Origin of the sequence: Pantoea sp. M_9, assembly GCF_008631385.1 — a bacterium.
Taxonomy (GTDB): Bacteria; Pseudomonadota; Gammaproteobacteria; order Enterobacterales; family Enterobacteriaceae; genus Pantoea; species Pantoea eucrina.
This window is the reverse complement of sequence record NZ_VWUF01000001.1, coordinates 456,490-478,850: the sequence shown is the minus strand read 5'-3', so window position 1 is coordinate 478,850 and position 22,361 is coordinate 456,490. Positions and strand designations below refer to the sequence as shown.

Here is a 22,361-nt window from a genome sequence, read left to right as displayed (position 1 = left end):
GGATTACCATTTTGGCAGGAACCAGTTTACTTACGCTTCTGGATGATATCGCAACGCTGCTGGATGACATTTCAGTCATGGGCAAGGTTGCGGCAAAAAAAACCGCTGGCGTGCTGGGCGACGATTTGTCGCTTAATGCGCAGCAGGTCACGGGCGTCAAAGCCAATCGCGAACTGCCGGTGGTCTGGGGCGTTGCGAAGGGCTCATTTCTGAATAAGCTGATCCTGGTGCCGCTGGCACTGGTGATTTCAGCGTTTGCTCCCTGGCTTATCACGCCGTTATTGATGCTGGGCGGTGCCTACCTCTGCTATGAAGGGGTGGAAAAGGTGTTACACAGCCTGCAGCACGATAAAGAGGAAAAGAGCCCGGAGGCGCGTCAGCAGCGACTCGACAATCTGGCAAAACAGGATCCGCGCGCGTATGAAAAGAGCAAGGTCAAAGGTGCGGTACGCACTGACTTTATTCTTTCAGCGGAGATCGTGGCGATTACGCTGGGCATCGTTTCAGAGGCGCCGCTGCTCAACCAGGTGCTGATCCTCGCCGGTATCGCCATTCTGGTGACCATCGGTGTCTATGGCATTGTGGCGATGATTGTGAAGATCGATGACCTCGGCTACTGGCTGCGGGAAAAGTCCTCTTCACTGGCGCAGGCGGTGGGCGGTTTTCTGCTGGCGATGGCGCCGTGGCTGATGAAAATTCTTACTGTCGTCGGCACGCTGGCGATGTTTCTGGTGGGCGGCGGCATTATTGTGCATGGTATCACGCCGCTGCACCACGCTATCAGCGAATACAGCAGCGGCTTTAACGGTCTGGTTTCCGGCCTGCTGAGCAACGGGGCCAACCTGGTACTTGGGTTTATCGTCGGCGCGATTGTGCTGCTGGTGGTTAACCTCGTCGCCAAAGTTCGCGGTAAATCGGCATAACAGGCCAGCGCGGCGAGCGGCGCACAAGCCGCTTACCGCTTATCTCTGGCAATGCGTTATAACGCGCGGCACACTAATTTTCAGGAGAGTGATGATGAACGACGATATGTTTGAATTTGATATCGATGCCCAGCTGGAACAGGCTGAAGCGAAAGCGGCGGAAAAAGCCAGCGAAGTGCCGGCTGAACTCAGTGATGATGCTGAGTGCGAAGGCTGCAAAATCTGACGGTCACAGCTAAAAATTTCAAAGCCGGTAATAAACATTACCGGCTTTGTTTATGAACCAGATTTTGCACTGCTTATTCCTCTTTTATCACACTAATAACATTATCCTATAGGCAAATTGTCTGTCCGGCTGCTATACCTTTAAGCGTTTAATCAACGGTAAAAGGGAGGGCGCGGTATGACCTTTGCAGTGAGTGATGAAGTTCAGCACAAACAGGGCGGACCCACGATGGTGGTAACCGGCTATGCCAGCGGAATGGTTGAGTGTCGTTGGTATGATGGCTATAGCGTGCGCCGCGAAGCATTCCATAGTGATGAACTGAGTCACATGACGACGGAATCCCGGCTCGCCAGCTGAATCTGATCGGGACGGTTTCGCCGTCCCGTATCCCGTTACACTTTTCCCTCGTTATCTTCTTCCACCGCCTGGTAAATCCGCTGCAGAATATCCGGAAACGCCGACTGAACGCGACTCCAGCTCGGAATAAAGGGCTTATCGTTGGGGCGTTCAATAAACGACTGACCGGCGTCGAGAATGGCCTGGGTAAACATCTCCACCGCCGCTTCCTCTTTGTGCTGATCGAACGACAGGCCGTTCATGGTTGCTTCATGCCGGTAGATCTCCATCATATCCAGCGCGTTACGGTAATAAGTCGCCTTCAGCACGCGAAAAGAGTCGCTGGTCAGCGGCACGCCCATGGTCGCCAGCTTGCGCAGCAGCGACTGGACAATATCGCTGCTCATGCGCTTCAGCCCCCCGGTACCATCCTCTTCGGCCAGCGGCTGATGCTTGTGGTCATAGTGATCGGCGATCTCGACCTGACAGCTCTGGCGGGTTGTATAGTTGCGATAGATCTCAGACAGCACGCCGATCTCCAGCCCCCAGTCGCCAGGGATCTTAATGCCGTTAAGCACATGGGTGCGCATGGCAAACTCGCCGGAGAGGGGATAGCGAAAGCTGCTGAGGTAGTCGAGATACTCGGAGTGGCCATACACCTGCTGCAGCGAACGCAGCATTGGTCCGACCAGCAGACGGCCGACGCGGCCATTGAGCTTGCCATCCGCGACGCGCGCATAAAACCCTTTGCAAAACTCATACTGAAACGCCGGGTTGGCCAGCGGATAGAGCAGACGCGCCAGCATGCCGCGCTCATAGGTCACAATGTCGCAGTCGTGCAGCGCCACGCACTGGGTGCGATCGGATGCCAGGGTGTAACCGGTACAGAACCAGACGTTGCGCCCTTTGCCGGGCTGGCTGGGTGAGAGACCCTCTTTATCCAGCTCAGCATCAATCGCTTTCAGGCGCGGCCCGTCATTCCACAGAATGCGGTGCCGCTGGGGCAGGCGCGAGAAGAAGTCGCGGGCAAACAGAAACTGATCGCGATCGGCGCGATCGAGACCAATCACAATCTCTTCCAGATAGGGTACCTGCGCCAGTTCATTGACAATATTATCCAGCGCCGGGCCCTCCAGCTCGGAGAACAGCGAGGGCAGGATCAGGCCCATCTTGCGCCGGCGGGCAAACTGCACCATCTCTTTTTCCAGCGACTCCACGTGGCGATGGGTGAGGTTATGGAAATTCGTAATGACGCCATTCTGATAAAAGTCACTCATCGTCTCATCCTCTGATTACGGCTTATGGGGGGCCAGAAAGTGATCTATGCCTTCGCTCCAGCCGTTTGGCCCGGTTTGCGTTGTGCGATAGATATGGTCGCTATCGGTACGGCTGAGTTCAACCGGCGACTTACTGAAGCCTTTGATAATGACCGCGTAGTCCGCCTGCTCTAGCATCGGAATATCATTGGGGCCGTCACCCAGACCCAGCGTTATCCGGCTTACGCCATCCTGCTGCATCAGCTGCTGCTGCAGCTGCGTCAGCGCAATACCTTTACCGCAGTTTTCCGGCATCACGTGCCAGAAGCGGCCACCCTGCGTCAGCGCAAGCTGATGCCGGGCCAGCGCGGCGCGAAACGCCTCCAGCTTATCGCTCTCGTCGCGCCACAAAATCACCTCCGAGGCGTCACGCAGGCGGCTTAGCCGGGCGTCACTCAGCGCCAGACCGGTAAAGCTCGCCACGTCGCTATCACTGAGATCGTGAAAGCCGGTAAAGCGAAATTCCGCTTTCAGCGCAGCCAGCCTGTCGCACAGCGCCAGATAGTCAGCGCCCGGCTCATCGTTAACCGTAACGTCGTCGCCAAAGCTGATGCGGGCACCATTTTCAGCGATAAACGGCGCTCCGCTTAAACCCAGACGCTTCTGCAGCGGGATAATCTCTGCAGCGGTCTTGCTGGAACAGAGCACTACCGGGATCTGGCGTGCGGCAAAATAGTCCAGCCACGGGCGGGCGGCTTCCCAGTTGTAATCGTGGTGATCCAGCAGCGAGCCGTCCAGGTCGGTTACCACCAGCAGAGGGGAATCGGGATCAATCATCGTCATACTCCTTACACCACAGAGGTGAGTAAAGCAGAGAGTAATCAGTATAATAGCGTTATGAGGATTGCACGTTTTTCCGGCTTAGCGAACGCGACAACCAGGAATAATCTTAAAAGGCAGCTTTACTCCGGCTGCCGGTGCATAAAGTGTGCAGGGTAAAGCGCAGGCGGTACGGCTCTCTGACAGGTTTAACGCCAGGAGATATGCATATTTCTGCACTTTATATGCACAAAAGCCGGTTGCCTTCATACACAGTGAGCGTAATCTGAAACGGCATTACCGTTTCCTGGTGTAACGAATCCATTGATAAATTTAACCCGGCCTGAGCCGGGTTTTTTTTAAATTACTCTCAGCGATTCGCTTCGCAAAAGCTGCAATCGTGAATATCCACTTCGCACTGTTCAGAAAGGCAGCGCGCCTGATCCACGGTTTTACCTGATGAATCAAACCACTCCGGGTCGCGCTCTTTTTCCTGTTCCGGATTGCCTGCCGACAGGGAGCGAGGACGGGTTTCTTCTGCACGCATACGGGGACTCCGCAAAGCCAGGGTGAGTCTTGAGTATAGTGCGGCACGCGCATACGCGCGCAGCGCGACAGGCAAAAAAAAGCCCGCGCTGCGCGGGCAAAAATCCTTGTTACTTTTAGGTTGGCTGCTTCTTTGGGGTTGATGCAGCGAAATGATGATAAGCGTTTTCTCCGTCAGGGTTCTCGCAGTAAAACGTTAAGAGAGTGAAAAAGCGGCTTTTGACAGTTCTTTACCTGACATCGCTCCTGTTTTTACCGGAAGCAGCTATGCTTAATGCTGTTTGATTATTATTGATAACAAGGAGTTAGTATGGATTTGCTGCGCATTATTATCGCTATTTTGCTGCCACCGCTGGGCGTATTTATGCAGGTGGGTTTTGGCGGAGCGTTCTGGCTGAACATTCTGCTGACGCTCTGTGGCTATATTCCCGGCATCGTCCACGCTGTCTGGGTTATCGCCCGTCGCTGATCGCGATCACTATTTCGCCGCCTGTTTACGTTACACTGACGCAAAACAGTCGCTGAGAGGTCGCAATGCAGGTAGGTGAACACGTAACGGTGAAAACAGACGGCGGCCCGCGCCGCGCAGGTAAACTGCTGGCGGTGGAGCCGTTTAACGAAGGGACCATGTATCTGGTGGCGCTGGAGGATTATCCACTGGGCATCTGGTTTTTTAACGAAAGCGACCACGCCGAAGGCGTATTCGTTGAGCCTGCCAGCACCGGCTGAGCAAACCAAACCGCGCGCCCCGTCTGACGATTCAGCGGGGCGCGTGCTGTCAGAAGGTCTCCCAGTTATCGCTGCCGGATACCGCCAGTGCCGGACGCACCGTGCGCTGAGCCGCTGGCACCGCGTTGGCCGGCGCCGTAACCTTCGTTGTGGCGTAAGCGCTGTCGCTGAGGCGGAATGCAGCCACCGCCTGCGTCAGTTTACCCGCCTGATCTTCAAGCGAGGCCGCTGCAGAAGAGGCTTCTTCAACCAGCGAGGCGTTTTGCTGCGTCACATTATCCATCTCCGTTACCGCCAGGCTGACCTGCTGGATACCGCGGCTCTGCTCATCTGACGCTGCGGCGATCTCTGCCATGATATCGGTGACGCGCCGTACGGCTTCAACGATGTCACTCATGGTGGTTCCCGCTTCGCCCACCTGATGCGATCCGTCACCAATCAGCGCGACCGACTCGGCGATCAGCGTTTCGATCTCTTTCGCCGCCTGAGCGCTGCGCTGTGCCAGGCTGCGTACTTCGCTGGCGACAACGGCGAAACCGCGGCCCTGTTCACCCGCCCGGGCGGCTTCTACCGCAGCGTTAAGCGCCAGAATATTTGTCTGAAAAGCGATGCTGTTAATCACGTTGGTGATTTCGGCGATCTTTTTCGAGCTGCCGGAGATGTTGTTCATGGTTTTCACTACGCCGCTGACCAGATCGCCACCGTTGCGCGCTTTATCAGAGGCGTCAGCCGCCAGCTGACTGGCGTGATGGGCATTTTCCGCATTCTGCTTCACCGTCGCGGTGAGCTGCTCCATACTGGCCGCGGTCTGTTCCAGCGCGGATGCCTGCTGCTCGGTGCGGGAAGAGAGGTCGGTGTTCCCGGCGGAGATTTCGCTGGTTCCCTGATAAATAGCCTCCGCTCCTTCGCGCACGCTGCCCACGGTGCGTACCAGCGCCGCCTGCATCAGCTGCAGATTATGCAACAGCATGCCGATTTCGTTACGCCCGCACGGCACATCGGCGGCGGTCAAATCGCCCCGGGCAATTCGTTCAATGCGGACGACCGCCTGGCGCAGAGGATTAATAATGATCCGCCGCAGAAAAATAAAGGTTAGTCCGACCAGCACTAATGCAGCCGCAAACGCCGCTGCCATGGCGATAAAGCCGAGGCGCGCCTGATGCGCTGCCTCAGCGTTAATCGCTTCGGCCCGTTCGGTACGAATTTTAATGGCTTTCAGCAGCAGTGCATTATAGGCATCATCCAGTTTACGGGTGACATCGGTCTCCTGCGCCACAATGCCTTCAAAACTACCCTGACGCGCTGATTCGATCATCGGCTTCACGCCTTTATCGATATATTGATTGAAGCTGGCGGTCAGCGGCGCATCCAGGGCCAGATCGGCGGGTGTTTTAACATCGCGCGCCATATAAAGCGTAAATCCTTCGCGCGCCTGTTTAATGCGCGTTTCTGTCCGCGCCAGATCGGCGCGATAGCTATCCATCTCGCCAATACGCGTCGCCGCGCCCGCCTGCAGTATATTAAGGCGGGCAGTGCGCAGGTGATTAGAGCTGTTGGAGATGCCCATGCGCACCTGAATCTCCTCAGTGGCATCGTTCAGCGAATTGTTGCTCTGAATGAGAAAATAGCTGGCGAGGCCAATACACAGAGCAAAAAGCAGCAGAATGCCGCCGAATATCACGCTGAACAATGGCATCAGGCGCAGGTTTTGCCAGAGGCTGAGCTTATTATCTACATCGGTCGATGCTGTTTTCATTTCCTTGCTCTCATAGTGGTAAGGGTTCTGAAAGCAAACATCGGCAGGGCAGGGTAAAGGCTTAGGTGAGAATATGGGATCGCGATCGCAAAAGCGTTAAAAAACAACAGGGCCGGTCATCAGACCAGCCCTGTGGCAGCATAAATTATGTAGCAGACAGTTTATCGCACGTTAACATAAATGCCGGAGGTTACATTATCTGTCAGGCGTACTACATGATAGATAACCTGTTTATTATGCGTTTTGATTTTACGCTTAATATTGCCTTTATGTGACGAAACGGTTTTAGCCTTAATCTGCATTTTGTCTGAAATCTGAATGGTGTCATGGCCTGACATCCACATTTTCAGCATATTTGATTCGGTCTGGCTTAGCGTCAGTGGATGAATGTCCATCCCGGCGGAAATACGCGGTGACGCATTGAGTTTCTTTTGCAGGTAAGTACCCAGCAGTGAATCCAGAGTCGATGTCTTGATCGATTTTGATGTAATAATCAGGTTCTTACGAACGTAGAGATATTCCTCAAAATGGATATTTGAGATCGCCATAAAGATAAAGAAAAGAGTATCCGGGTGCTGTGTGATAATAGCACGAATGCGATCGCTGGAATCGGCTTCGTGAATAAAGCAATCTTCGTTAATAAATACTACGCCAGGTTTTAATTGCTCGCATTTTTGTTGTAGCTGTTCGATATCCGTGGCTGCAGTAATGTTTTTCTTTTTAACTCCTTTTGCCGACATATAGTCCGACAGTCCCAGGCGTGTGTAGTTACATGAATCCATAATAATCGTTGGCATTATAGCGACCCTCACCAATTTGTTATCCGTTTAAATCAACGATGAATACGCGTTTGCGGTACGAGAGAAATTTTCAAAGACACTTTTTTATTCTGCTTTGCAGTCTGGCAAATTATATCCCTGCGCCATCATGACTCTTCCCTGACCCGTTCTGCGAAGTTTTTTGTGTTCCATCCACGTCATTCTTTCCCCGGCGATAGCGGGAATCACCAGGAATTTGCTTTAAGTATACCTTCCGCCCTGTTTTTGAGAGCTGTGTCACTATCGCGCATGTCACAGGCAATTCTGATAGGACAAATCTTAAAAACATTTGTTTCGCGAAAGTGTGACGCTTCAGCGAGTGTTGACAATGCCGGAAAAAGGGAAATTAGACAAGAAAAATCGCTTTTAAATTTTTTTTGTTTAAAAACATACCCTTGAGCATTTTGCCAACCGATTCGTCAGGGAAACCACCTTAAGAATCGTCTGACTAAAATACTCCACGGGCCGTTTAATAAGAATGTTTTTCACGATAAATATCGATTTATCAGATTTTCCTCAGTTGATTTCTGAAAAAAATGGTTTGAAAAGTATACGGAATGATTTTGACTGCTTAACTATCACTTCAGAATGGTAACAGTATCGTTAACTAACGTGCAGGGGAAAGTTCTGAGACAAATCGGGCGAGTAAATCAAAGACTTCGCTGAACAGATGTTCGCAGAATGGGGCAAGAAGCGGCATCAGCATACCCATAGAGAGGATGCCGACCGTTAAGGTCACGGGAAAGCCGATAGCGAAAACCGACAGTTGAGGTGAAACACGGTTTAACAAACCCAGTGCCAGGTTTAGCGTGAGGAGCAAAATGATTAAGGGCAGCGCTAACATCATGCCATTAAGGAAAATTAGCCCGGCGCCTTTGACCAGTCCCATAAAGGCATCAGCACTCAGCGGCTCTGCACTGACGGGCAAGGTCTGAAAACTGTCTGCCAGCAGCGAGATCAGCCACAGATGTCCGTTAAAGGTCAGAAACAGCAGCATCGCCAGCATATCGAGAAAACGCGCCAGCAGCGGCATGTTAACCCGCGTGTTCGGGTCCAGCAGCGTAGCGAAAGATAATCCCATCTGTAAACCAATGATTTCACCCGCCAGCTTTACGGCTGAAAACGCCAGTTGCATGGTCAGACCGATACCGGCACCAATCAGTAGCTGCTGGATCAGCATCCAGAAACCGGCAGGTGAGAACAGAGTAACGTCGACCGGCGGTAACAGCGGCAGCAAAATCCAGGTGATCACAAACGCAAGCGCCACCTTCACCCGCTTGGGTATATTGCGCTCGTTCAGCACCGGCGCGCTGGCAAACAGCGCCAGCAGGCGCGCCATCGGCCAGAAAAACTGCGCCACCCAGTGGATAAGCTGACTGCTGTCGAAAGTAACCATCAGCCGATGATATAAGGCAGGTTGCTGAACAGGGTGCGAATGTAATCCAGCATCAGATTCAGCATCCAGGGTCCGGCGATTACGCCGGTGGCCGCCACCGCCAGAATTTTGGGAATAAAAGAGAGCGTCTGTTCGTTAATCTGCGTTGCCGCCTGCAGGATACTGATGATCAGCCCGCTTACCATCGCGACCAGCAGTAGCGGAGCCGCCATCATCAGCGCGACGCGCATCGCCTCCTGGCCCATTACCATTACCGATTCCGGGGTCATACTGTGCTCCTGTCAGGGAAAGATTAATGAAGGGTCAGGAATAAAAGCTTTGAGCCAGCGATCCCACCAGCAGCTGCCAGCCGTCGACCAGCACAAACAGCATCAGCTTAAACGGCAGCGCAATTGTCGCCGGCGGTACCATCATCATACCTAATGCCATCAGTACACTGGCGACCACCAGGTCGATAATCAGAAAAGGGATAAAGACCGTAAAGCCAATCTGGAATGCGGTTTTCAGCTCGCTGGTCACGTAGGCGGGCAGCAGAATACGCATCGGTACCGCTTCCGGGCCGTCGATAGGCGCGGTATTGGCCAGGCGGGCAAACAGGGCCAAATCGGCTTCGCGCGTCTGGCGCAGCATAAACTCACGCAGCGGCTGGGCACCTTTATCCAGCGCCACTTCCATACTGATTTTGTCCTGACTGAAGGGCAGGTAGGCATCCGCGTAGATTTTGTCGAACGTCGGCGCCATGATGAAAAAAGTCAGGAACAGCGCCAGGCCGAGCATCACCTGGTTAGGCGGGGCCGAAGGGGTACCCAGCGCGTTTCGCAGCAGGCCAAACACGATAATGATGCGTGTAAAGCTGGTCATCATCAGCAGTACGGCCGGGATAAAGGTCAGCGAGGTGATAAACACCAGCGTCTGTACCGGCAGCGACCAGCTCTGCCCGCCATTAGCCAGCGGCTGGCTGACCAGACCAGGCAACTGCGCGTGCGCAGCCGGTGCCAGCAGCATCAGCAGTAGCGGCAGCGGCAGCAGCAGCAGAGAGAGTAATCGACGCATCATTAAGGTTTTCCGGGACGTTTAACCAGGTTGTGGAGGATCTGACGAAAATCCGGTGGTACAGGCTGAGCCTGCGGGTGCTCTTCAGGCGGCAGCGGCGGCAGCGAATGCAGATGGGTGATCTGCTGCGCTGTTACCCCCAGCACCAGGCGCGCATCGGCGGTTTCAACGATCACCACCCGCTCCTGACGCCCGACCTGTACGCTGGCGCTGACTTTCAGCGCCTGTGCATTAACCGTTTTTGGCGCAAAGCCCATGCGCTTCGCCAGCCAGCCGCAGGCCAGAATCAGCAGAACAATCACCGCCAGCATGGTGCCGACCTGGCTCACCACGGAGCCGGTAGAGACCACCGGCTGCGCGTGTGCTGGCTGCAGGGTTTGTGCGCTGTTTTGCATGATCAGCGGCTCAGACGACGCATGCGTTCAGAAGGCGTAATGATATCGGTGATACGCACGCCATATTTATCATTCACGACCACGACTTCACCCTGCGCAATCAGATAGCCGTTGATCAGAATATCCAGCGGTTCACCGGCGAGACCATCCAGCGACACCACAGATCCCTGCGTCAGACGCAGCAGCTCTTTGATTGTCATTTTGGTACGGCCCAGTTCAACGGTGAGTTTGACCGGGATATCCATGATCAGATCGATATCCTGCATGGCACCGCTGGCGCCGGCGCTCTCAAACGCCTTAAACACGTTTTCACTGGCGGCCGGTGCGCTGCCGCTGCTGGTCTGCTCGTTCATTGCTTCAGCCCACAGATCGTCCGCGGAGATATCGTCGGACGGGTTTTTGCTGTCACTCATTGGGCTGTTCCTCATTCAGCGAATTCAAAATCGGGTTAATCAGATGTTCAACGCGCAGCGCGTACTGGCCATTCAGCATGCCGTACTGACTGGTCAGTACCGGAACGCCATCCACATGGGCAATGATGCGATCCGGCTTTTCAATTGGCAGTACATCGCCGGGTTTAAGCTGCAAAATGCGCGACAGGCGCATTGAGGTTTCGGCAAAATGTGCAATCAGCTCCAGTTCAGAGTGCTGCACCTGCTTCACCAGATTATCGCGCCAGTGCGTATCCTCCTGGCGGGAGTTCTCCAGCGGTGGATTGACCAGCAGCTCGCGCAGCGGCTCAATCATGGAAAACGGAATACAGATGTTAAACTCACCAACCAGGTTGCCAATCTCCACCTGGAAAGGGGTGTTGACGACAATATCGTTAGGTGAGGTGGTGATGTTGGTGAACTTCACCTGCATCTCTGAACGGACATACTCCACTTCCAGCGGGTAGATCGCTTTCCACGCGTCGCTGTAGCCATCCAGCGCCAGCTTCAGCATGCGGCGGATCACGCGCTGTTCAGTATGGGTAAACTCGCGCCCCTCTACTTTGGTCGGAAAGCGCCCGTCGCCACCAAACAGGTTATCCACGGCGATAAACACCAGGCTTGGCGAGAACACCACCAGCGCCGTGCCGCGCAGCGGCTGCAGATGGATCAGGTTCAGGTTGGTTGGCACCGGCAGATTGCGGGCAAACTCGTGGTAGGGCTGAATTTTTATCGCCCCTACGCTGATATCCGGGCTGCGGCGCAGCAGGTTAAACAGCGCCATACGAAAATGGCGCGCAAAACGTTCATTGATGATCTCCAGCGCCTGCAGCCGCTCACGTACCACACGACGCTGGGTATTGGGGTCGTAAGGGCGAATGTCGCCATCGCTCCCGGTGGAAATTTTCTCTACTTCCGCGCTGTCACTGTCGCCGTTAAGCAGCGCATCAATTTCAGCCTGGGAGAGAATGCTATCGCCCATTAAATCACCTCAAAATGAAGGCGGTAAACAGCACATCACTGACCACCTGTGCAGGTTGTCCGGTTACCAGCGGCGGCGCCATTACCTGTTTAATCTGTCCAACCAGGGCCTGTTTGCCCTGTTCGGTTGCCAGCTGCGCCGCGTTCTGACGCGACAGCAGCAGCAGCAGACGGCTGCGCACTTCCGGCAGGTAATCGTTCAACCGGCGACGGGTATCCTCATCCGGCAGACGCAGGGTAAAGCCTACGTACAGCACGCGATCGGGATCGTTGTCAGGATTGACCAGGTTAACCGTAAACGTATCCATTGCAAAAAAGACGGGGGCGGGCGGTGGCTCAACTTTCGCGGCTTCCGGTTTGTCACCCTCGTGTTTATTCATCATTCGCCAGACTGCATAGCCTGCTACGCTGCAAGCGGCCAGCGTTACAATCAGTAACACCGGAATCAGTAATGAACGTTTGCGGCCTTTTGCTTTCGCGTTATCAGACATGTTTGCAGTACTTCCTGTGAATTATGGGCAAGCCTCTCGGCTTACCTGAACAGATTATCCCGCGTCTTAAGTCAAACAATGGGAAGAAAAGACGCGGGTTTTACGCTTACCTTCAGCGTTTAGCCGCTGTCAGGCAAAAATATCGACGCCACCGCTGCCGGCGGCGCGCGCCTGCAGGGCCGCCGGAACGGCCACAGGCGTTATCTCACTGTCACTCTCCAGCGCCTGAGTAAAACGGCCATACTGACCATCGCGCTGGTTCTCGTGCTGTCCGGCGTGCTGCTGCTGGCTCTGGGCAAATGCGTCGCTGCTCACCTGGCTCTGGCCCAGATTAATGCCGCTCTCCGCCAGGGCACTGCGCAGCTGCGGCAGGGCCGCTTCCAGCGCCGCCCTGACATGGCTGTGGCCTGAGACCAGCGTCAGCTGCGCCTGATCCTTATCCATGGTCAGACTGATCTGCAGCGCGCCTAAATCTTCCGGATGCAGCCGCAGTTCAGCATTCTGCTGTCCGTTGCGGCTGAACATCACAATCTGCTGCCCCAGCGCCTGCTGCCACTCCTGACTGCCAAGCTGCGCATTCAGCATCGGCGTTGACGGGGTGCCCTGCAGGCTGGCGCTGGCCGTATTGACCGGCGCGCTGCTGCTTAACATGGCGCTGAGATGGGCCGCTGGCTGCTCCTGGCCGGCTGACAGCGCCTGCCGCTCATCGCTTTTACTGAGTCCTCCCAGCATCTGCCGGAAACTCTCATCCAGCGTCAGTGCAGCGCTGCTGGCGGGCGCCGTGCTGCCGTGGCTGCCGGCGGCCGGGCCATCAGCGCGCGCGGTAAGCGCGGGCGTATCCTGACTGCGGGTGTGTGGTGTCGCCGCCTCTGCCTGCTCAGTTGCCGGTGCGGTGCCCGGCAGCAGTGCACCGCTCAGCGCGGCGTTCAGCGGCGTGCCTGCGGCGGCATCAGCCGCAGCCTGTGGCGGCGTGCCCGAAGCCAGCGGCGGCCGGTTTTCCACCATCGCCGGCAGCATGGCAAACAGCGCCTGCACATTCTGTAAGTCGCTGGCGCTTAACGGCGTTACAGCATGTTCACTACTATCATCGGCGGATTTAAGCCCGGCTTTAGATCCCGCCGGCTGGAAAAGTGCATTTAAGGCGTCTGGTTTGTCCAGTGCCTGCAGCAGGTTACTCAGTGACGCTTTATCATCGTTACCGGCAACGTCGCCTGCGCCACGGGTCTCACCCGGCTGCAGTTTTCCCTGCTGTTTAGCCAGCGCCAGCAGCTGATTTCCCAGCTCGGTGATAAAGTGGGACGGCAGGCCGTCACCCGTTGCCTGGCTCTCTGGCGCTGCATCAGCTGCGGCAGCTGTTTTAGCGACTTTTGCAGTATGCGTAAGCAGGGCTTGCAGCGTAGTCATTCGCTTTTCCTCAGTGCGGCCCGTTGGGCAAATTCATCCATTCGTTTCTGATCGAGACGGTTTTCCTGACGCAATGCACTCTCCTCAGCGCGGGTGATCAGCATCTGATAGGCATTGAGTTTCTTGTGTTTTTCCCGCCAGCTGCCCAGCGCCTGTTCCGTGCGCTGATCCCACTGGCTGAGCTGCTGGCGATGCTGGTCAATCGCTTTTTCCAGCGTCTGGATAAACTGGTGATAGTTACTCCAGCGCATGCTGGTAATACCGCCGGACATATCCTGATTGAGCTTGTTGCGATACTCATCCAGATAGTCCAGCAGCATGCTGAGCTGCTCATTGGCCTGCTGCTGGCCGCGCCGCATATTGCCCAGATGGAGCACAGCGTCATCCAGATCCTGTTCTGCCAGGTCGCGCAGGGTGTCAATTGCACTGGCGGTTTTCATCGGCTAGCCTCGTCTGATAACCACGTTAACCAAACAGCGTCTGCAGGTGCAGGCAGGCGTCATCATATTCACTGCGTTCAAAAATTCCCTGATGCAGAAACGCTTCCATCTGCGGATAGAGCGTAATGGCCCGATCCAGCATCGGATCGCTGCCGGCGGCATAGGCGCCGACGCTCACCAGGTCGCGGTTACGCTGATAGCTCGACAGCAGCTGCTTAAACTGCCGCACCCGGGCGTAATGCGTTTCATCAATCAGCGACGTCATGACGCGACTGATTGACGCTTCGATATCGATTGCCGGGTAGTGGCCCGCTTCCGCCAGACGGCGCGACAAAACAATGTGCCCGTCCAGAATGGCGCGCGCGGAGTCAGCGATTGGATCCTGCTGGTCGTCACCCTCGGTCAGCACGGTATAAAACGCCGTGATTGAACCGCCGCCGTCGATGCCGTTCCCCGCCCGTTCCACCAGCGCCGGCAGCTTGGCGAATACGGAAGGGGGATAGCCTTTGGTTGCCGGTGGCTCACCAATTGCCAGCGCAATTTCACGCTGCGCCATCGCATAGCGCGTCAGCGAGTCCATGATCAGCAGCACGTGCTGGCCGCGATCGCGGAAATCTTCCGCAATGCGCGTGGCGTAGGCGGCACCCTGCATGCGTAGCAGCGGAGAGACATCGGCCGGCGCGGCGATCACCACCGAGCGGGCGCGGCCTTCGGCCCCCAGAATATTTTCGATAAACTCTTTGACTTCGCGGCCGCGTTCGCCAATCAGGCCGACCACGATCACATCGGCTTTGGTATAGCGCGCCATCATGCCAAGCAGCACCGACTTGCCCACGCCGGAACCGGCAAACAGGCCCATACGCTGACCGCGTCCCACCGTCAGCAGGGCGTTAATGGCACGCACCCCGGTGTCGAGCACGTCATGAATAGGCGTACGCTGCAGCGGGTTAAAATGCGGGGTGATCAGCGGTGCGCGATAGCCGGTTTCCGGTGCGGGCAGGCCATCCAGCGGCTTGCCGCTGCCGTCGAGCACGCGACCCAGCAGCTCCGGCCCCAGCAGCAGCTGTTTGCCGCTGTGATCGCCGTTCATCCGCGCGTAAACGCGGGCGCCAGGCAAAATGCCGTCAACTTCTTCCAGCGGCATCAGAAACAGCTTCTGCCCGTTAAAACCCACCACTTCACTCTCTACTTCAGTGATGTGGCCGTTGTCATGGCGTTCGATAATGCAGGTTGCGCCCAGCGGCAGCTGCAGCCCGGTCGCTTCCAGCACCAGACCGGTGGCCCGCGTCAGGCGCCCATAGCGCCGCACGGACTGCACCTGGCTGATACGCTGTTCAAAGGAGTCGAGTGCGCCAAGCCAGCGCGACAGGCGAGACGTCATCAGAGTGCTCCCGGTGCCGCCAGGCGGCACAGCTCCTGCCAGCGGGTAGCCACGCTGGCGTCGAGATCGCCATCCTCAGCGCTGAGCTTACAGCCGCCGGGGTGCAGCGTGCTGTCAGCCAGCAGCCGCCAGCCATGCAGATCCAGCGTGGGGCCGAGCGTCTGCTCCACGCGCTGCAGATCGTCCGGATGCACGCGCAGCTGCGGTTTGCCGCTGAACATCGGCTCCTGCTGGATCAGCTGCTGGATTTGCCGCAGCAGGGCGCTGCCATCCACCTGCGTCGCCTGACCGATAACGGTACGGGCGGCCTCGAGCGCCAGCTGCATCAGCCGTGAAGCGATGACGCTGTCCAGCGCTTCCAGCGTATGGTGGAACTCCGTCACCAGCTGCTGCATGCGCGCCTGCAGCGGCGCCTGCTGCTGCTGTGCGTCAGCCAGACCCTGCTGAAAGCCGGCGTCGTAGCCATTCTGCTGCGCTTCCGCAAATCCTTTCTGATAGCCTTCGCTGTAGCCCTGCGTCTGCGCATCTTTGCGCATCTGCTGCTGCATCAGCTCCAGCTGCTGCCGCTGCTCATCCTCTTCGCTGAACGCCACGGCGTCAGCATCATGTTCTGCAGGTGGCAGTTCGGGCACGCTGCTCAGCGGCGCAGCCAGATCGTCAGGCAGCCAGCGCTGCCACGGACGGGCAGAAAATGCATCAGACATAGGTTTCCTCGCCGCCACCGATGACCATTTCGCCCGCTTCTGCCAGACGACGCACCACCAGCAGAATCGCTTTCTGTTCGTTCTCTACCGCAGACATACGTACCGGGCCGCGGTTGGCCAGGTCGTCGCGCAGAATATCGGCTGCACGCGCCGACATATTCTTGAGGAACTTCTCGCGCAGCGGCTGCTCGGAACCTTTCAGCGCAATCAGCAGCTGCTCGGACTCCACTTCCTGCAGCAGACGCTGGATGCTGCGGTCGTCCACTTCCACCAGGTTCTCGAACAGGAACATCTCGTCGATGATTTTCTGCGCCAGCTCACCGTCGAAGTCGCGTACGGCTTCGATGACCGCCTCTTCCTGCTGCGTTTTCATCAGGTTGATAATCTCGGCCGCAGTTCTCACGCCGCCCATCTTCGCGCGCTTGAGGTTGGTGCCATCCAGCAGGCTGTTCAGCACTTCGGTCAGCTCCGCCAGCGCCGCTGGCTGAACGCCGCCAAAGGTGGCGATACGCAGCATCACATCGTGACGCAGTCGTTCATCAAACAGCGCCAGAATATCGGCCGCCTGACCACGCTTCAGGTGCACCAGGATGGTGGCGATAATCTGCGGATGCTCGTCGCGGATAAGATCGGCGGCCGCCTGCGGCTCCATAAAGTTGAGCGTCTCCATACCGCTGGTGGTTTCGCGCGTTTCCAGAATATCTTCCAGCAGGCTGGAGGCACGCTCCTCGCCCAGCGCTTTGACCAGTACCGAGCGCAGGTAATCGTTGGAGTTCAGGCTCAGCGCCGCGAACTGCTCAGCGTCGGTCTCAAATTCACGCAGGACTTCCGTCAGCTGCTTGTGCGATATCTGCTTCATGTTGGCCATCGCCGCGCTGAGGTGCTGCACTTCACGCTGGTTCAGGTGTTTAAACACTTCAGCTGCGCGCTCTTCGCCGATAGTCATCATCAGGATGGCGCTTTTTTCTGTACCGGTCAGACTCATAGTTCGTTACTCATCCATTCACGGATAACCAGCGCCACGACGCGCGGATCGTTTTCAGACATATCGCGGATGCGCTGGCTCATCACTTCGGCACTCATGCGGTTAGAAGACTTCCGCTCCTGATCCAGCTCATCTTTATTAATCTGCACGCTGTAAGCGGCTTGCTCTTCCTGCGCAGCGGCGCGGGCGGCAACGGCTTCTGCAGCGGCCTGTTCCGCTTCGCGTTTGCGCAGCAGCTGCGGACGCACCAGCTTGCGGTAGAGGATGAATGCGACCAGCGCCACCAGCAGCCAGCGACCGGCATTCATCAGCTGATCGAAGAACGACTGCTGCTGCCAGAACGGCAGATCGCCACCCGCAGGCTCGGTGGTATTGAAGACCGAGTTCACCACATTGATGCTATCGCCGCGCGTCTGTGAATAGCCCATCGCTTCGCGGGTTAAATCTTCAATCTGTTTGATCTGCTGATCGTTCAGCGCGACCGCTTTGCCTTTACCGTCATCGCGGTAGTTCACGACCACGGCGACCGACAGACGCTGCACGTCGCCAACGTTGAGTTTGGTGTGGCGGATTGAGCGATCGAGCTCATAGTTCACCGTATCATTACGGCTGGAGCTGCTCGGGCCGCTGCTCTGGCCTGCGGTGCTGGTGGTGGTACCGGCATTCTGCGCCGCATTGTTCTGGGCATTAGCCGCATTCTGCTGCGGTGGATTCGTCACCGGTGCATTGTTAGCGGGCGCCGGCTGATTAGAGAGCGCCCCAGGCACGCCACCCGGATAGGCGCTGCCGTTCTGATCGCTGGTGCTGGTCTGACGCGAGCGCACCGCCGAGTTGTTCGGATTGGCGTTTGGCTGATACTTCTCATCCGTCTGTTCGCTGCGGTCGAAGTTAATCTGCGCGGTAACCTGTGCATGCACGTTACCCTGGCCGACAATCGGGTTCAGGATCGCTTCGATACGCTGCTGATAACGCGCTTCAACTTCTGCGGCATATTTCAGCTGAGCGTCGTTGAGATCGCGTCCTTCGCTGTCGGAGCGGGTCAGCAGGCGACCGGTCTGATCGACCACGGTGACGTTGCCTGGCGGCAGGCCCGCGACGCTGCTGGAGACCATATGCTGAATCGCCTGGATCTGACCTTCATCCAGTGCCCGGCCAGGCTGCAGCGTCAGCGTCACTGAAGCCGACGGCGCTTTCTGTTCGCGGACGAAGAGGGTGGGTTTCGGCATCGCCAGATGCACGCGCACGCCCTTGACCGGACCCAGCGTTTCGATAGTGCGTGCCAGCTCACCTTCCAGCGCACGCTGGTAGTTGATCTGCTCGCTGAACTGGCTGATACCAAACTTCTCTTTATCCATCAGCTCAAAACCTACCGAGCCGCCTTTCGGCAGACCCTGCTGCGCAAGGCGCAGGCGCAGTTCATGCACTTTATCGGCCGGCACCATCAGGGCGCCGCCGTTTTCGGCGAACTGGTAGGGGATGTTCATCTGCGTCAGCTGGGTGACAATGGCGCCACCATCTTCATCAGAGAGGTTGTTATAGAGCACGCGGTAGTCGGGCGCTTTGGCCCAGAGCACCAGCGCCAGCACGACCGCAATGGCTGCGGCCGCGGCGATGATTAAGGGAATTCGCGGATTAGCGCGCAGGCGGGCGAAAAGGTCTGTTATGCCTTTCTTTGCTGATTCCTGTGTAGCGGCTGCACTCGCATTCATGACCGATTCCTGCCTGACATAATTGACCGGGTAAGTTGTGGTAACAAAACAGACTCCCTGATACGTCTACCCGGTCTTTGCGCTGCTGGCCTGCAGAGTGCCGGCGGTAGCTGACTAAGTGAGCTCCCCGCACGGGCGTTTCCCTTCGGACCGCGGCGCAAAAACTTTAGGGTAAAAATGAAATTCCAATCTTATGGCAGGCATTATTGATGAATCGCATCACTTCGATGGCTGAATAAGCCGGGGTTTTAGGGGCTATTTAGCGCCTTTGTCCTATTGACACTGTGCTAACTTTGCAGACGTAAAAAATTCACTCCCTTTTTCTGCGAGGTATAAAGATGTCAATTCAGGCAATAGATGGCGTACTGCAGCAGCTGCAGATGACCTCACTGCAGGCGGCCGGCAAGGATACTCACTCTTCCAGCCAGCTCGATTTTGGTGCCACCATGAAAGCGGCGCTCGATAAGATCAGTGAAACCCAGACTACCGCCCGCGCGCAGGCGCAGGATTTTGAGCTCGGGAAACCTGGCGTGCAGCTCAACGACGTTATGGTTGATCTGCAGAAGTCTTCTATCTCTATGCAGATGGGCATTCAGGTGCGCAACAAGCTGGTGAGTGCGTACAGCGACATTATGAATATGCAGGTTTAGCGGTTTAAGTAGCTGAATATAAATATAAATATAAATACTACACCGCAGCCTTAGTGGAGCACGTATGTAGCACAAGATCGTTCATTTTCGTGTTGATGAGGGATAGCTGAGCCGTATGGTTCTCTGACATCCAGGTACCCTAAACCCGGCAGACCCTCTGCGCATCTGAATGGCCCATTTGCGCGGCGACATCATTCGGGCTTGCGCCTGCAGACAATGCCCAGCATGCGAAGGTATGCATGGACTGATATGCTTTACGGTGGCGAAGGCCTGCACGCTTAATTGCTGCCCGCCACGTCTGTGGGATAAAAGCAATTGTATAGTAATTATTGCTGATCGCGTTTGCTTTTGGGTTTAAAACGAATGTGGCCTAAAATGTTTTTCCCTACTTACGCGATAACAGAGTGATAACTGCCGACGAATGCATGCGAGTGATTTCAAGCTGATCCTTCAGTGCCCTAATTGCTGAGTCGACCAGAAACACGGTGCGCACACCTGCGTCTGTTTTGGGTGGAGTGAAGTCTCCCTGCTTAGTGAGGTTTCACCTGACGGTTATGGTTCTCCTAATCAGATCAATACCCTCTCATGCGAGCGCGCAAAGTTCTCCATGTCGCAATCCGGTATACACAGCTACCGATCCGAAGTTCTTCAGTTGACGAGACTGGCAGCACTTTATTAGCCGGATGAATTCCTCCCAGCTTAGCGGATCAGGTTTTGGTGTATCTATTTTAAGAGGCGAAAGGGTCGCTACAACATTCCGGTCGGTTTAATCGTTCTCATGCGCAAACCTAAAAAAGCAAGTACAGGCCTGAAATATATGTGTTGATGTATGCTACTGACCTAAATTCCTGCCACAAAGGTTCCTTTGCTGATCAGGTTATCGCTAAGTCTGAAAATATATCTTCACCACCCAATTCCGATGCCAGTTTTTTATTTTAGGGTTCATGTCGACGTGTGCCCTTTTTCCTCATCATGCGTAACTGCAAGTACCCAAAATTTACCTGCTTTGTTGAGAGGATGCTTGTTGGCTGAACTAGCTATAACTCAACAAATAACACAGCGATCGCAGTGACTGTTATAGGCTGTGTAGCCTATGATTTTTTTCTGGAAATAGAGGCATGTCAGAACGTTCATGCTTACATTAACGCCGTTAACGTAGAAATGACCGAGTACTGGAATCACGGGTACAACATCCTTAGTAAAAGCGGGTGGTAATCAGCCTGCAATTTGATTCCAAATCTGATGACGGTTTCGGACCCCTATGCGGCGGCGATTTACAGAAACAGCCATTATTATGTATGTAATGCTGGTTCATTATCTGTTTGCGGCCTTAACCACGTCTTCTTTCTCACACCGTCTGTTAGAGTTACCAGGCAGACTTTCATCACAAGAAGCTTGCAGCACAATCCATCTCAGTTGTAAAGATTGTAAAACGTTAATTCATCGCTATAATTGCGTAAAATCTACCGATGGATAAAAAATCAATGCAGAGTAGGAAGCTAGACTCTATACAGTTCCTCCGTGGAATAGCTGTGCTATTAGTGGTTGCTTTCCATTTTAGGCAGTACATAAACTCGATTTATGCGCAGTCTGATCTCGGAGACAGATTGTTTGGCCTTGGAGAGGTTGGTGTAGACATCTTTTTCGTTATTAGTGGATTTATAATTGTCTACTCTTCAAAAAATAAAGAGAATAATACTGTTTCTGAGTTTTGCATAAAGAGATTTTTTAGATTATACCCTGTGTATTTTCTCGTTTTGATGCTTCTTGTTTACCTAGATTCTGCGCAGTCATATTCATTTTCTAAAATAGCAAAGAGTTTGTTCTTAATCCCAAATGACTACAATTCTATTGGTCCGTGGTATGGATTTAGTATTAACTTACCGGCATGGACGCTTACATATGAAGTGATGTTTTATACTCTCTTTGCTGTTTCTATAGGAATCAGCCATAAGTATAGAACTTTACTATGTGTATTTCTGATGGTAGCTATCGTCAGCGCAAGTCAGCTTTACTTCCGTGGGCATCTGCAGATAGACCCGATTACAAGGGATGCTGGCCCAGACGCTTTGTTGCGAAATCTTACGTTTCTTTCCAGCCCGATTGTTTATGACTTCATATTTGGTATGTTTATTGCTGAATTTTACATGCGGGTAAACGATAAGTTAACAGGAAATAAAGCATTTATCATGTTTATGGTATGCATATTCTGGATTTCTGTTGCGTTGATAATCTCTGGGTATAACAGAGGCGGCGGCATTGAACGGTGGGGGCTTTATTCTTTCGCTCTGGTCGGCTCGCTTGTCATGTTAAGCAAGCACATTGATATCAGATTTGGCGGTTTCTGGATTATGGTGGGAGAGATGTCCTACTCTATTTATATAAACCATATGGTTGTGAAGAAACTGTCTGGTATTTATTTAAGAGGTTTTGGAATATATAAGGCTAACGGCGGTATAACCTTGTTCCTGATTCTTTTTATTTTAACTTTTGTGATGTCATACCTTACTTATAGCCTTATTGAAAAACCAAGCGTAAGCATTGGGCATAAACTCGCAGAAAGCATAAAGCGCAATAGATTACGCAAGATGAAATCTGCCAGCACGGCATGATTTATAATAAATCCACGGCTATGGGGCACCCTGTACCACGCGGGCTACAGGGTGAGGGATTAAGGTTGATTGAGTGACCTTTAATATGAGCATTGAGACATGAAATGGTGGGCTGAAAAATTATATTAGCTCTGTTGAGGCTAACATTCTGTTTAGTGAGTTGCACATCGCAGGTGAATCTAATTATATGGTTAAAGCCCCTAGTGGGGCTTTAATCAACGCCTACGAAAATAAATAAAAGAAAAAGAAAAAAGGCTTGCCAAAGATAAAATAAACGGTGCTAGCGTGAGCAGTTTGCTATAGCTTAACTCTATAGTACC

At 54.5% G+C, this 22,361-nt stretch carries 25 protein-coding genes; 7 read left to right on the top strand and 18 right to left on the bottom strand.

Going from position 1 to position 22,361, the window contains the following annotated elements; all coding sequences use genetic code 11:
* Positions 1-11 precede the first annotated feature (11 nt).
* The 3 genes from F3I15_RS02215 to F3I15_RS02210 all read left to right on the top strand — a co-directional run bounded on the left by F3I15_RS02215 (position 12) and on the right by F3I15_RS02210 (position 1,506).
* Positions 12-923, top strand: a complete 912-nt coding sequence (locus F3I15_RS02215) for a DUF808 domain-containing protein (RefSeq protein ID WP_150016381.1) — start codon at positions 12-14, stop codon at positions 921-923.
* A gap of 91 nt (positions 924-1,014) precedes the next feature.
* On the top strand, positions 1,015-1,149 hold the full coding sequence (locus F3I15_RS18405) for a hypothetical protein (RefSeq protein WP_255402073.1): 135 nt from the start codon (positions 1,015-1,017) through the stop codon (positions 1,147-1,149).
* A 177-nt stretch (positions 1,150-1,326) separates the two neighbouring features.
* Positions 1,327-1,506, top strand: coding sequence for a YodC family protein (locus tag F3I15_RS02210; RefSeq protein ID WP_039385173.1), 180 nt, complete (start codon positions 1,327-1,329; stop codon positions 1,504-1,506).
* A 35-nt stretch (positions 1,507-1,541) separates the two neighbouring features.
* On the opposite strand, the gene F3I15_RS02205 is transcribed toward F3I15_RS02210, so the two are convergent.
* The 3 genes from F3I15_RS02205 to F3I15_RS18145 form a co-directional block, all read right to left on the bottom strand.
* Positions 1,542-2,762, bottom strand: a complete 1,221-nt coding sequence (locus F3I15_RS02205) for a glycosyl transferase (protein ID WP_108569573.1) — start codon at positions 2,760-2,762, stop codon at positions 1,542-1,544.
* Between the two features lie 15 nt (positions 2,763-2,777).
* Positions 2,778-3,578 carry a mannosyl-3-phosphoglycerate phosphatase-related protein gene (locus F3I15_RS02200; protein ID WP_150016380.1) on the bottom strand — a complete coding sequence of 267 codons (801 nt, stop codon included), beginning with the start codon at positions 3,576-3,578 and terminating at the stop codon, positions 2,778-2,780.
* A 352-nt stretch (positions 3,579-3,930) separates the two neighbouring features.
* Positions 3,931-4,107: a hypothetical protein gene (locus F3I15_RS18145; protein ID WP_190314880.1), complete on the bottom strand. Its 177-nt coding sequence runs from the start codon at positions 4,105-4,107 to the stop codon at positions 3,931-3,933.
* A gap of 309 nt (positions 4,108-4,416) precedes the next feature.
* Between F3I15_RS18145 and F3I15_RS02195 the strand changes: the two genes are divergently transcribed.
* On the top strand, positions 4,417-4,575 hold the full coding sequence (locus tag F3I15_RS02195) for a YqaE/Pmp3 family membrane protein (RefSeq protein ID WP_039385165.1): 159 nt from the start codon (positions 4,417-4,419) through the stop codon (positions 4,573-4,575).
* A 65-nt stretch (positions 4,576-4,640) separates the two neighbouring features.
* Positions 4,641-4,835: a protein DsrB gene (gene dsrB, locus F3I15_RS02190; RefSeq protein ID WP_150016379.1), complete on the top strand. Its 195-nt coding sequence runs from the start codon at positions 4,641-4,643 to the stop codon at positions 4,833-4,835.
* Between the two features lie 49 nt (positions 4,836-4,884).
* Here the strand turns inward: dsrB and F3I15_RS02185 are convergent, their stop codons facing one another.
* From F3I15_RS02185 to fliF, 15 genes are all read right to left on the bottom strand, one after another.
* Positions 4,885-6,591, bottom strand: a complete 1,707-nt coding sequence (locus F3I15_RS02185; protein ID WP_150016378.1) for a methyl-accepting chemotaxis protein — start codon at positions 6,589-6,591, stop codon at positions 4,885-4,887.
* 161 nt (positions 6,592-6,752) lie between these two features.
* On the bottom strand, positions 6,753-7,388 hold the full coding sequence (gene rcsA / locus F3I15_RS02180) for a transcriptional regulator RcsA (protein WP_039385157.1): 636 nt from the start codon (positions 7,386-7,388) through the stop codon (positions 6,753-6,755).
* Positions 7,389-8,016: 628 nt separating this feature from the next.
* On the bottom strand, positions 8,017-8,805 hold the full coding sequence (fliR, locus tag F3I15_RS02175) for a flagellar biosynthetic protein FliR (RefSeq protein ID WP_150016377.1): 789 nt from the start codon (positions 8,803-8,805) through the stop codon (positions 8,017-8,019).
* On the bottom strand, positions 8,805-9,074 hold the full coding sequence (gene fliQ / locus F3I15_RS02170) for a flagellar biosynthesis protein FliQ (RefSeq protein WP_039385151.1): 270 nt from the start codon (positions 9,072-9,074) through the stop codon (positions 8,805-8,807). The genes fliR and fliQ overlap by 1 nt, the downstream gene beginning before the upstream one ends.
* A 34-nt stretch (positions 9,075-9,108) precedes the next feature.
* Positions 9,109-9,858, bottom strand: a complete 750-nt coding sequence (gene fliP / locus F3I15_RS02165) for a flagellar type III secretion system pore protein FliP (RefSeq protein WP_150016630.1) — start codon at positions 9,856-9,858, stop codon at positions 9,109-9,111.
* A 2-nt stretch (positions 9,859-9,860) separates the two neighbouring features.
* A complete protein-coding gene (fliO, locus tag F3I15_RS02160; RefSeq protein WP_150016376.1) occupies positions 9,861-10,253 on the bottom strand; it encodes a flagellar biosynthetic protein FliO in 393 nt (130 codons plus the stop codon).
* A gap of 2 nt (positions 10,254-10,255) precedes the next feature.
* Positions 10,256-10,666 carry a flagellar motor switch protein FliN gene (gene fliN, locus F3I15_RS02155; RefSeq protein WP_039385146.1) on the bottom strand — a complete coding sequence of 137 codons (411 nt, stop codon included), beginning with the start codon at positions 10,664-10,666 and terminating at the stop codon, positions 10,256-10,258.
* Complete coding sequence (gene fliM / locus F3I15_RS02150) at positions 10,659-11,666, bottom strand: flagellar motor switch protein FliM (protein ID WP_039385143.1); 1,008 nt, start codon at positions 11,664-11,666, stop codon at positions 10,659-10,661. Before fliM ends, fliN begins: the two co-directional genes overlap by 8 nt.
* Before the next feature lie 4 nt (positions 11,667-11,670).
* The gene (fliL, locus tag F3I15_RS02145) at positions 11,671-12,156 is read right to left on the bottom strand and encodes a flagellar basal body-associated protein FliL (RefSeq protein ID WP_039385141.1); all 486 of its coding nucleotides are present in this window, start codon (positions 12,154-12,156) and stop codon (positions 11,671-11,673) included.
* 129 nt (positions 12,157-12,285) lie between these two features.
* A complete protein-coding gene (locus F3I15_RS02140) occupies positions 12,286-13,560 on the bottom strand; it encodes a flagellar hook-length control protein FliK (protein ID WP_150016375.1) in 1,275 nt (424 codons plus the stop codon).
* Positions 13,557-14,000, bottom strand: a complete 444-nt coding sequence (fliJ, locus tag F3I15_RS02135) for a flagellar export protein FliJ (RefSeq protein ID WP_039385135.1) — start codon at positions 13,998-14,000, stop codon at positions 13,557-13,559. Before fliJ ends, F3I15_RS02140 begins: the two co-directional genes overlap by 4 nt.
* A 25-nt stretch (positions 14,001-14,025) precedes the next feature.
* The gene (fliI, locus tag F3I15_RS02130; protein WP_039385131.1) at positions 14,026-15,381 is read right to left on the bottom strand and encodes a flagellar protein export ATPase FliI; all 1,356 of its coding nucleotides are present in this window, start codon (positions 15,379-15,381) and stop codon (positions 14,026-14,028) included.
* Positions 15,381-16,085, bottom strand: coding sequence for a flagellar assembly protein FliH (gene fliH / locus F3I15_RS02125; protein ID WP_150016374.1), 705 nt, complete (start codon positions 16,083-16,085; stop codon positions 15,381-15,383). The genes fliI and fliH overlap by 1 nt, the downstream gene beginning before the upstream one ends.
* Positions 16,078-17,070, bottom strand: a complete 993-nt coding sequence (fliG, locus tag F3I15_RS02120) for a flagellar motor switch protein FliG (protein ID WP_108569578.1) — start codon at positions 17,068-17,070, stop codon at positions 16,078-16,080. Before fliG ends, fliH begins: the two co-directional genes overlap by 8 nt.
* The gene (gene fliF, locus F3I15_RS02115; RefSeq protein WP_150016373.1) at positions 17,067-18,779 is read right to left on the bottom strand and encodes a flagellar basal-body MS-ring/collar protein FliF; all 1,713 of its coding nucleotides are present in this window, start codon (positions 18,777-18,779) and stop codon (positions 17,067-17,069) included. The genes fliG and fliF overlap by 4 nt, the downstream gene beginning before the upstream one ends.
* 338 nt (positions 18,780-19,117) lie before the next feature.
* On the opposite strand from fliF, the gene fliE reads away from it, so the two are divergent.
* Together fliE and F3I15_RS02105 are read left to right on the top strand one after the other, a co-directional pair.
* Positions 19,118-19,429 carry a flagellar hook-basal body complex protein FliE gene (gene fliE / locus F3I15_RS02110; RefSeq protein WP_039385118.1) on the top strand — a complete coding sequence of 104 codons (312 nt, stop codon included), beginning with the start codon at positions 19,118-19,120 and terminating at the stop codon, positions 19,427-19,429.
* A 1,469-nt stretch (positions 19,430-20,898) separates the two neighbouring features.
* Positions 20,899-22,041, top strand: a complete 1,143-nt coding sequence (locus tag F3I15_RS02105) for an acyltransferase (protein ID WP_150016372.1) — start codon at positions 20,899-20,901, stop codon at positions 22,039-22,041.
* The last annotated feature ends 320 nt before the right edge of the window (positions 22,042-22,361 follow it).

Bases quoted from the DNA above. Each gene is read 5' to 3' on its own strand.
- F3I15_RS18405 (WP_255402073.1), top strand. From the start codon at position 1,015: ATGATGAACGACGATATGTTTGAATTTGATATCGATGCCCAGCTGGAA.
- F3I15_RS02210 (WP_039385173.1), top strand. From the start codon at position 1,327: ATGACCTTTGCAGTGAGTGATGAAGTTCAGCACAAACAGGGCGGACCC.
- F3I15_RS02205 (WP_108569573.1), bottom strand. From the start codon at position 2,762: ATGAGTGACTTTTATCAGAATGGCGTCATTACGAATTTCCATAACCTC.
- F3I15_RS02200 (WP_150016380.1), bottom strand. From the start codon at position 3,578: ATGATTGATCCCGATTCCCCTCTGCTGGTGGTAACCGACCTGGACGGC.
- F3I15_RS18145 (WP_190314880.1), bottom strand. From the start codon at position 4,107: ATGCGTGCAGAAGAAACCCGTCCTCGCTCCCTGTCGGCAGGCAATCCG.
- F3I15_RS02195 (WP_039385165.1), top strand. From the start codon at position 4,417: ATGGATTTGCTGCGCATTATTATCGCTATTTTGCTGCCACCGCTGGGC.
- dsrB (WP_150016379.1), top strand. From the start codon at position 4,641: ATGCAGGTAGGTGAACACGTAACGGTGAAAACAGACGGCGGCCCGCGC.
- F3I15_RS02185 (WP_150016378.1), bottom strand. From the start codon at position 6,591: ATGAAAACAGCATCGACCGATGTAGATAATAAGCTCAGCCTCTGGCAA.
- rcsA (WP_039385157.1), bottom strand. From the start codon at position 7,388: ATGCCAACGATTATTATGGATTCATGTAACTACACACGCCTGGGACTG.
- fliR (WP_150016377.1), bottom strand. From the start codon at position 8,805: ATGGTTACTTTCGACAGCAGTCAGCTTATCCACTGGGTGGCGCAGTTT.
- fliQ (WP_039385151.1), bottom strand. From the start codon at position 9,074: ATGACCCCGGAATCGGTAATGGTAATGGGCCAGGAGGCGATGCGCGTC.
- fliP (WP_150016630.1), bottom strand. From the start codon at position 9,858: ATGCGTCGATTACTCTCTCTGCTGCTGCTGCCGCTGCCGCTACTGCTG.
- fliO (WP_150016376.1), bottom strand. From the start codon at position 10,253: ATGCAAAACAGCGCACAAACCCTGCAGCCAGCACACGCGCAGCCGGTG.
- fliN (WP_039385146.1), bottom strand. From the start codon at position 10,666: ATGAGTGACAGCAAAAACCCGTCCGACGATATCTCCGCGGACGATCTG.
- fliM (WP_039385143.1), bottom strand. From the start codon at position 11,666: ATGGGCGATAGCATTCTCTCCCAGGCTGAAATTGATGCGCTGCTTAAC.
- fliL (WP_039385141.1), bottom strand. From the start codon at position 12,156: ATGTCTGATAACGCGAAAGCAAAAGGCCGCAAACGTTCATTACTGATT.
- F3I15_RS02140 (WP_150016375.1), bottom strand. From the start codon at position 13,560: ATGACTACGCTGCAAGCCCTGCTTACGCATACTGCAAAAGTCGCTAAA.
- fliJ (WP_039385135.1), bottom strand. From the start codon at position 14,000: ATGAAAACCGCCAGTGCAATTGACACCCTGCGCGACCTGGCAGAACAG.
- fliI (WP_039385131.1), bottom strand. From the start codon at position 15,381: ATGACGTCTCGCCTGTCGCGCTGGCTTGGCGCACTCGACTCCTTTGAA.
- fliH (WP_150016374.1), bottom strand. From the start codon at position 16,085: ATGTCTGATGCATTTTCTGCCCGTCCGTGGCAGCGCTGGCTGCCTGAC.
- fliG (WP_108569578.1), bottom strand. From the start codon at position 17,070: ATGAGTCTGACCGGTACAGAAAAAAGCGCCATCCTGATGATGACTATC.
- fliF (WP_150016373.1), bottom strand. From the start codon at position 18,779: ATGAATGCGAGTGCAGCCGCTACACAGGAATCAGCAAAGAAAGGCATA.
- fliE (WP_039385118.1), top strand. From the start codon at position 19,118: ATGTCAATTCAGGCAATAGATGGCGTACTGCAGCAGCTGCAGATGACC.
- F3I15_RS02105 (WP_150016372.1), top strand. From the start codon at position 20,899: ATGGATAAAAAATCAATGCAGAGTAGGAAGCTAGACTCTATACAGTTC.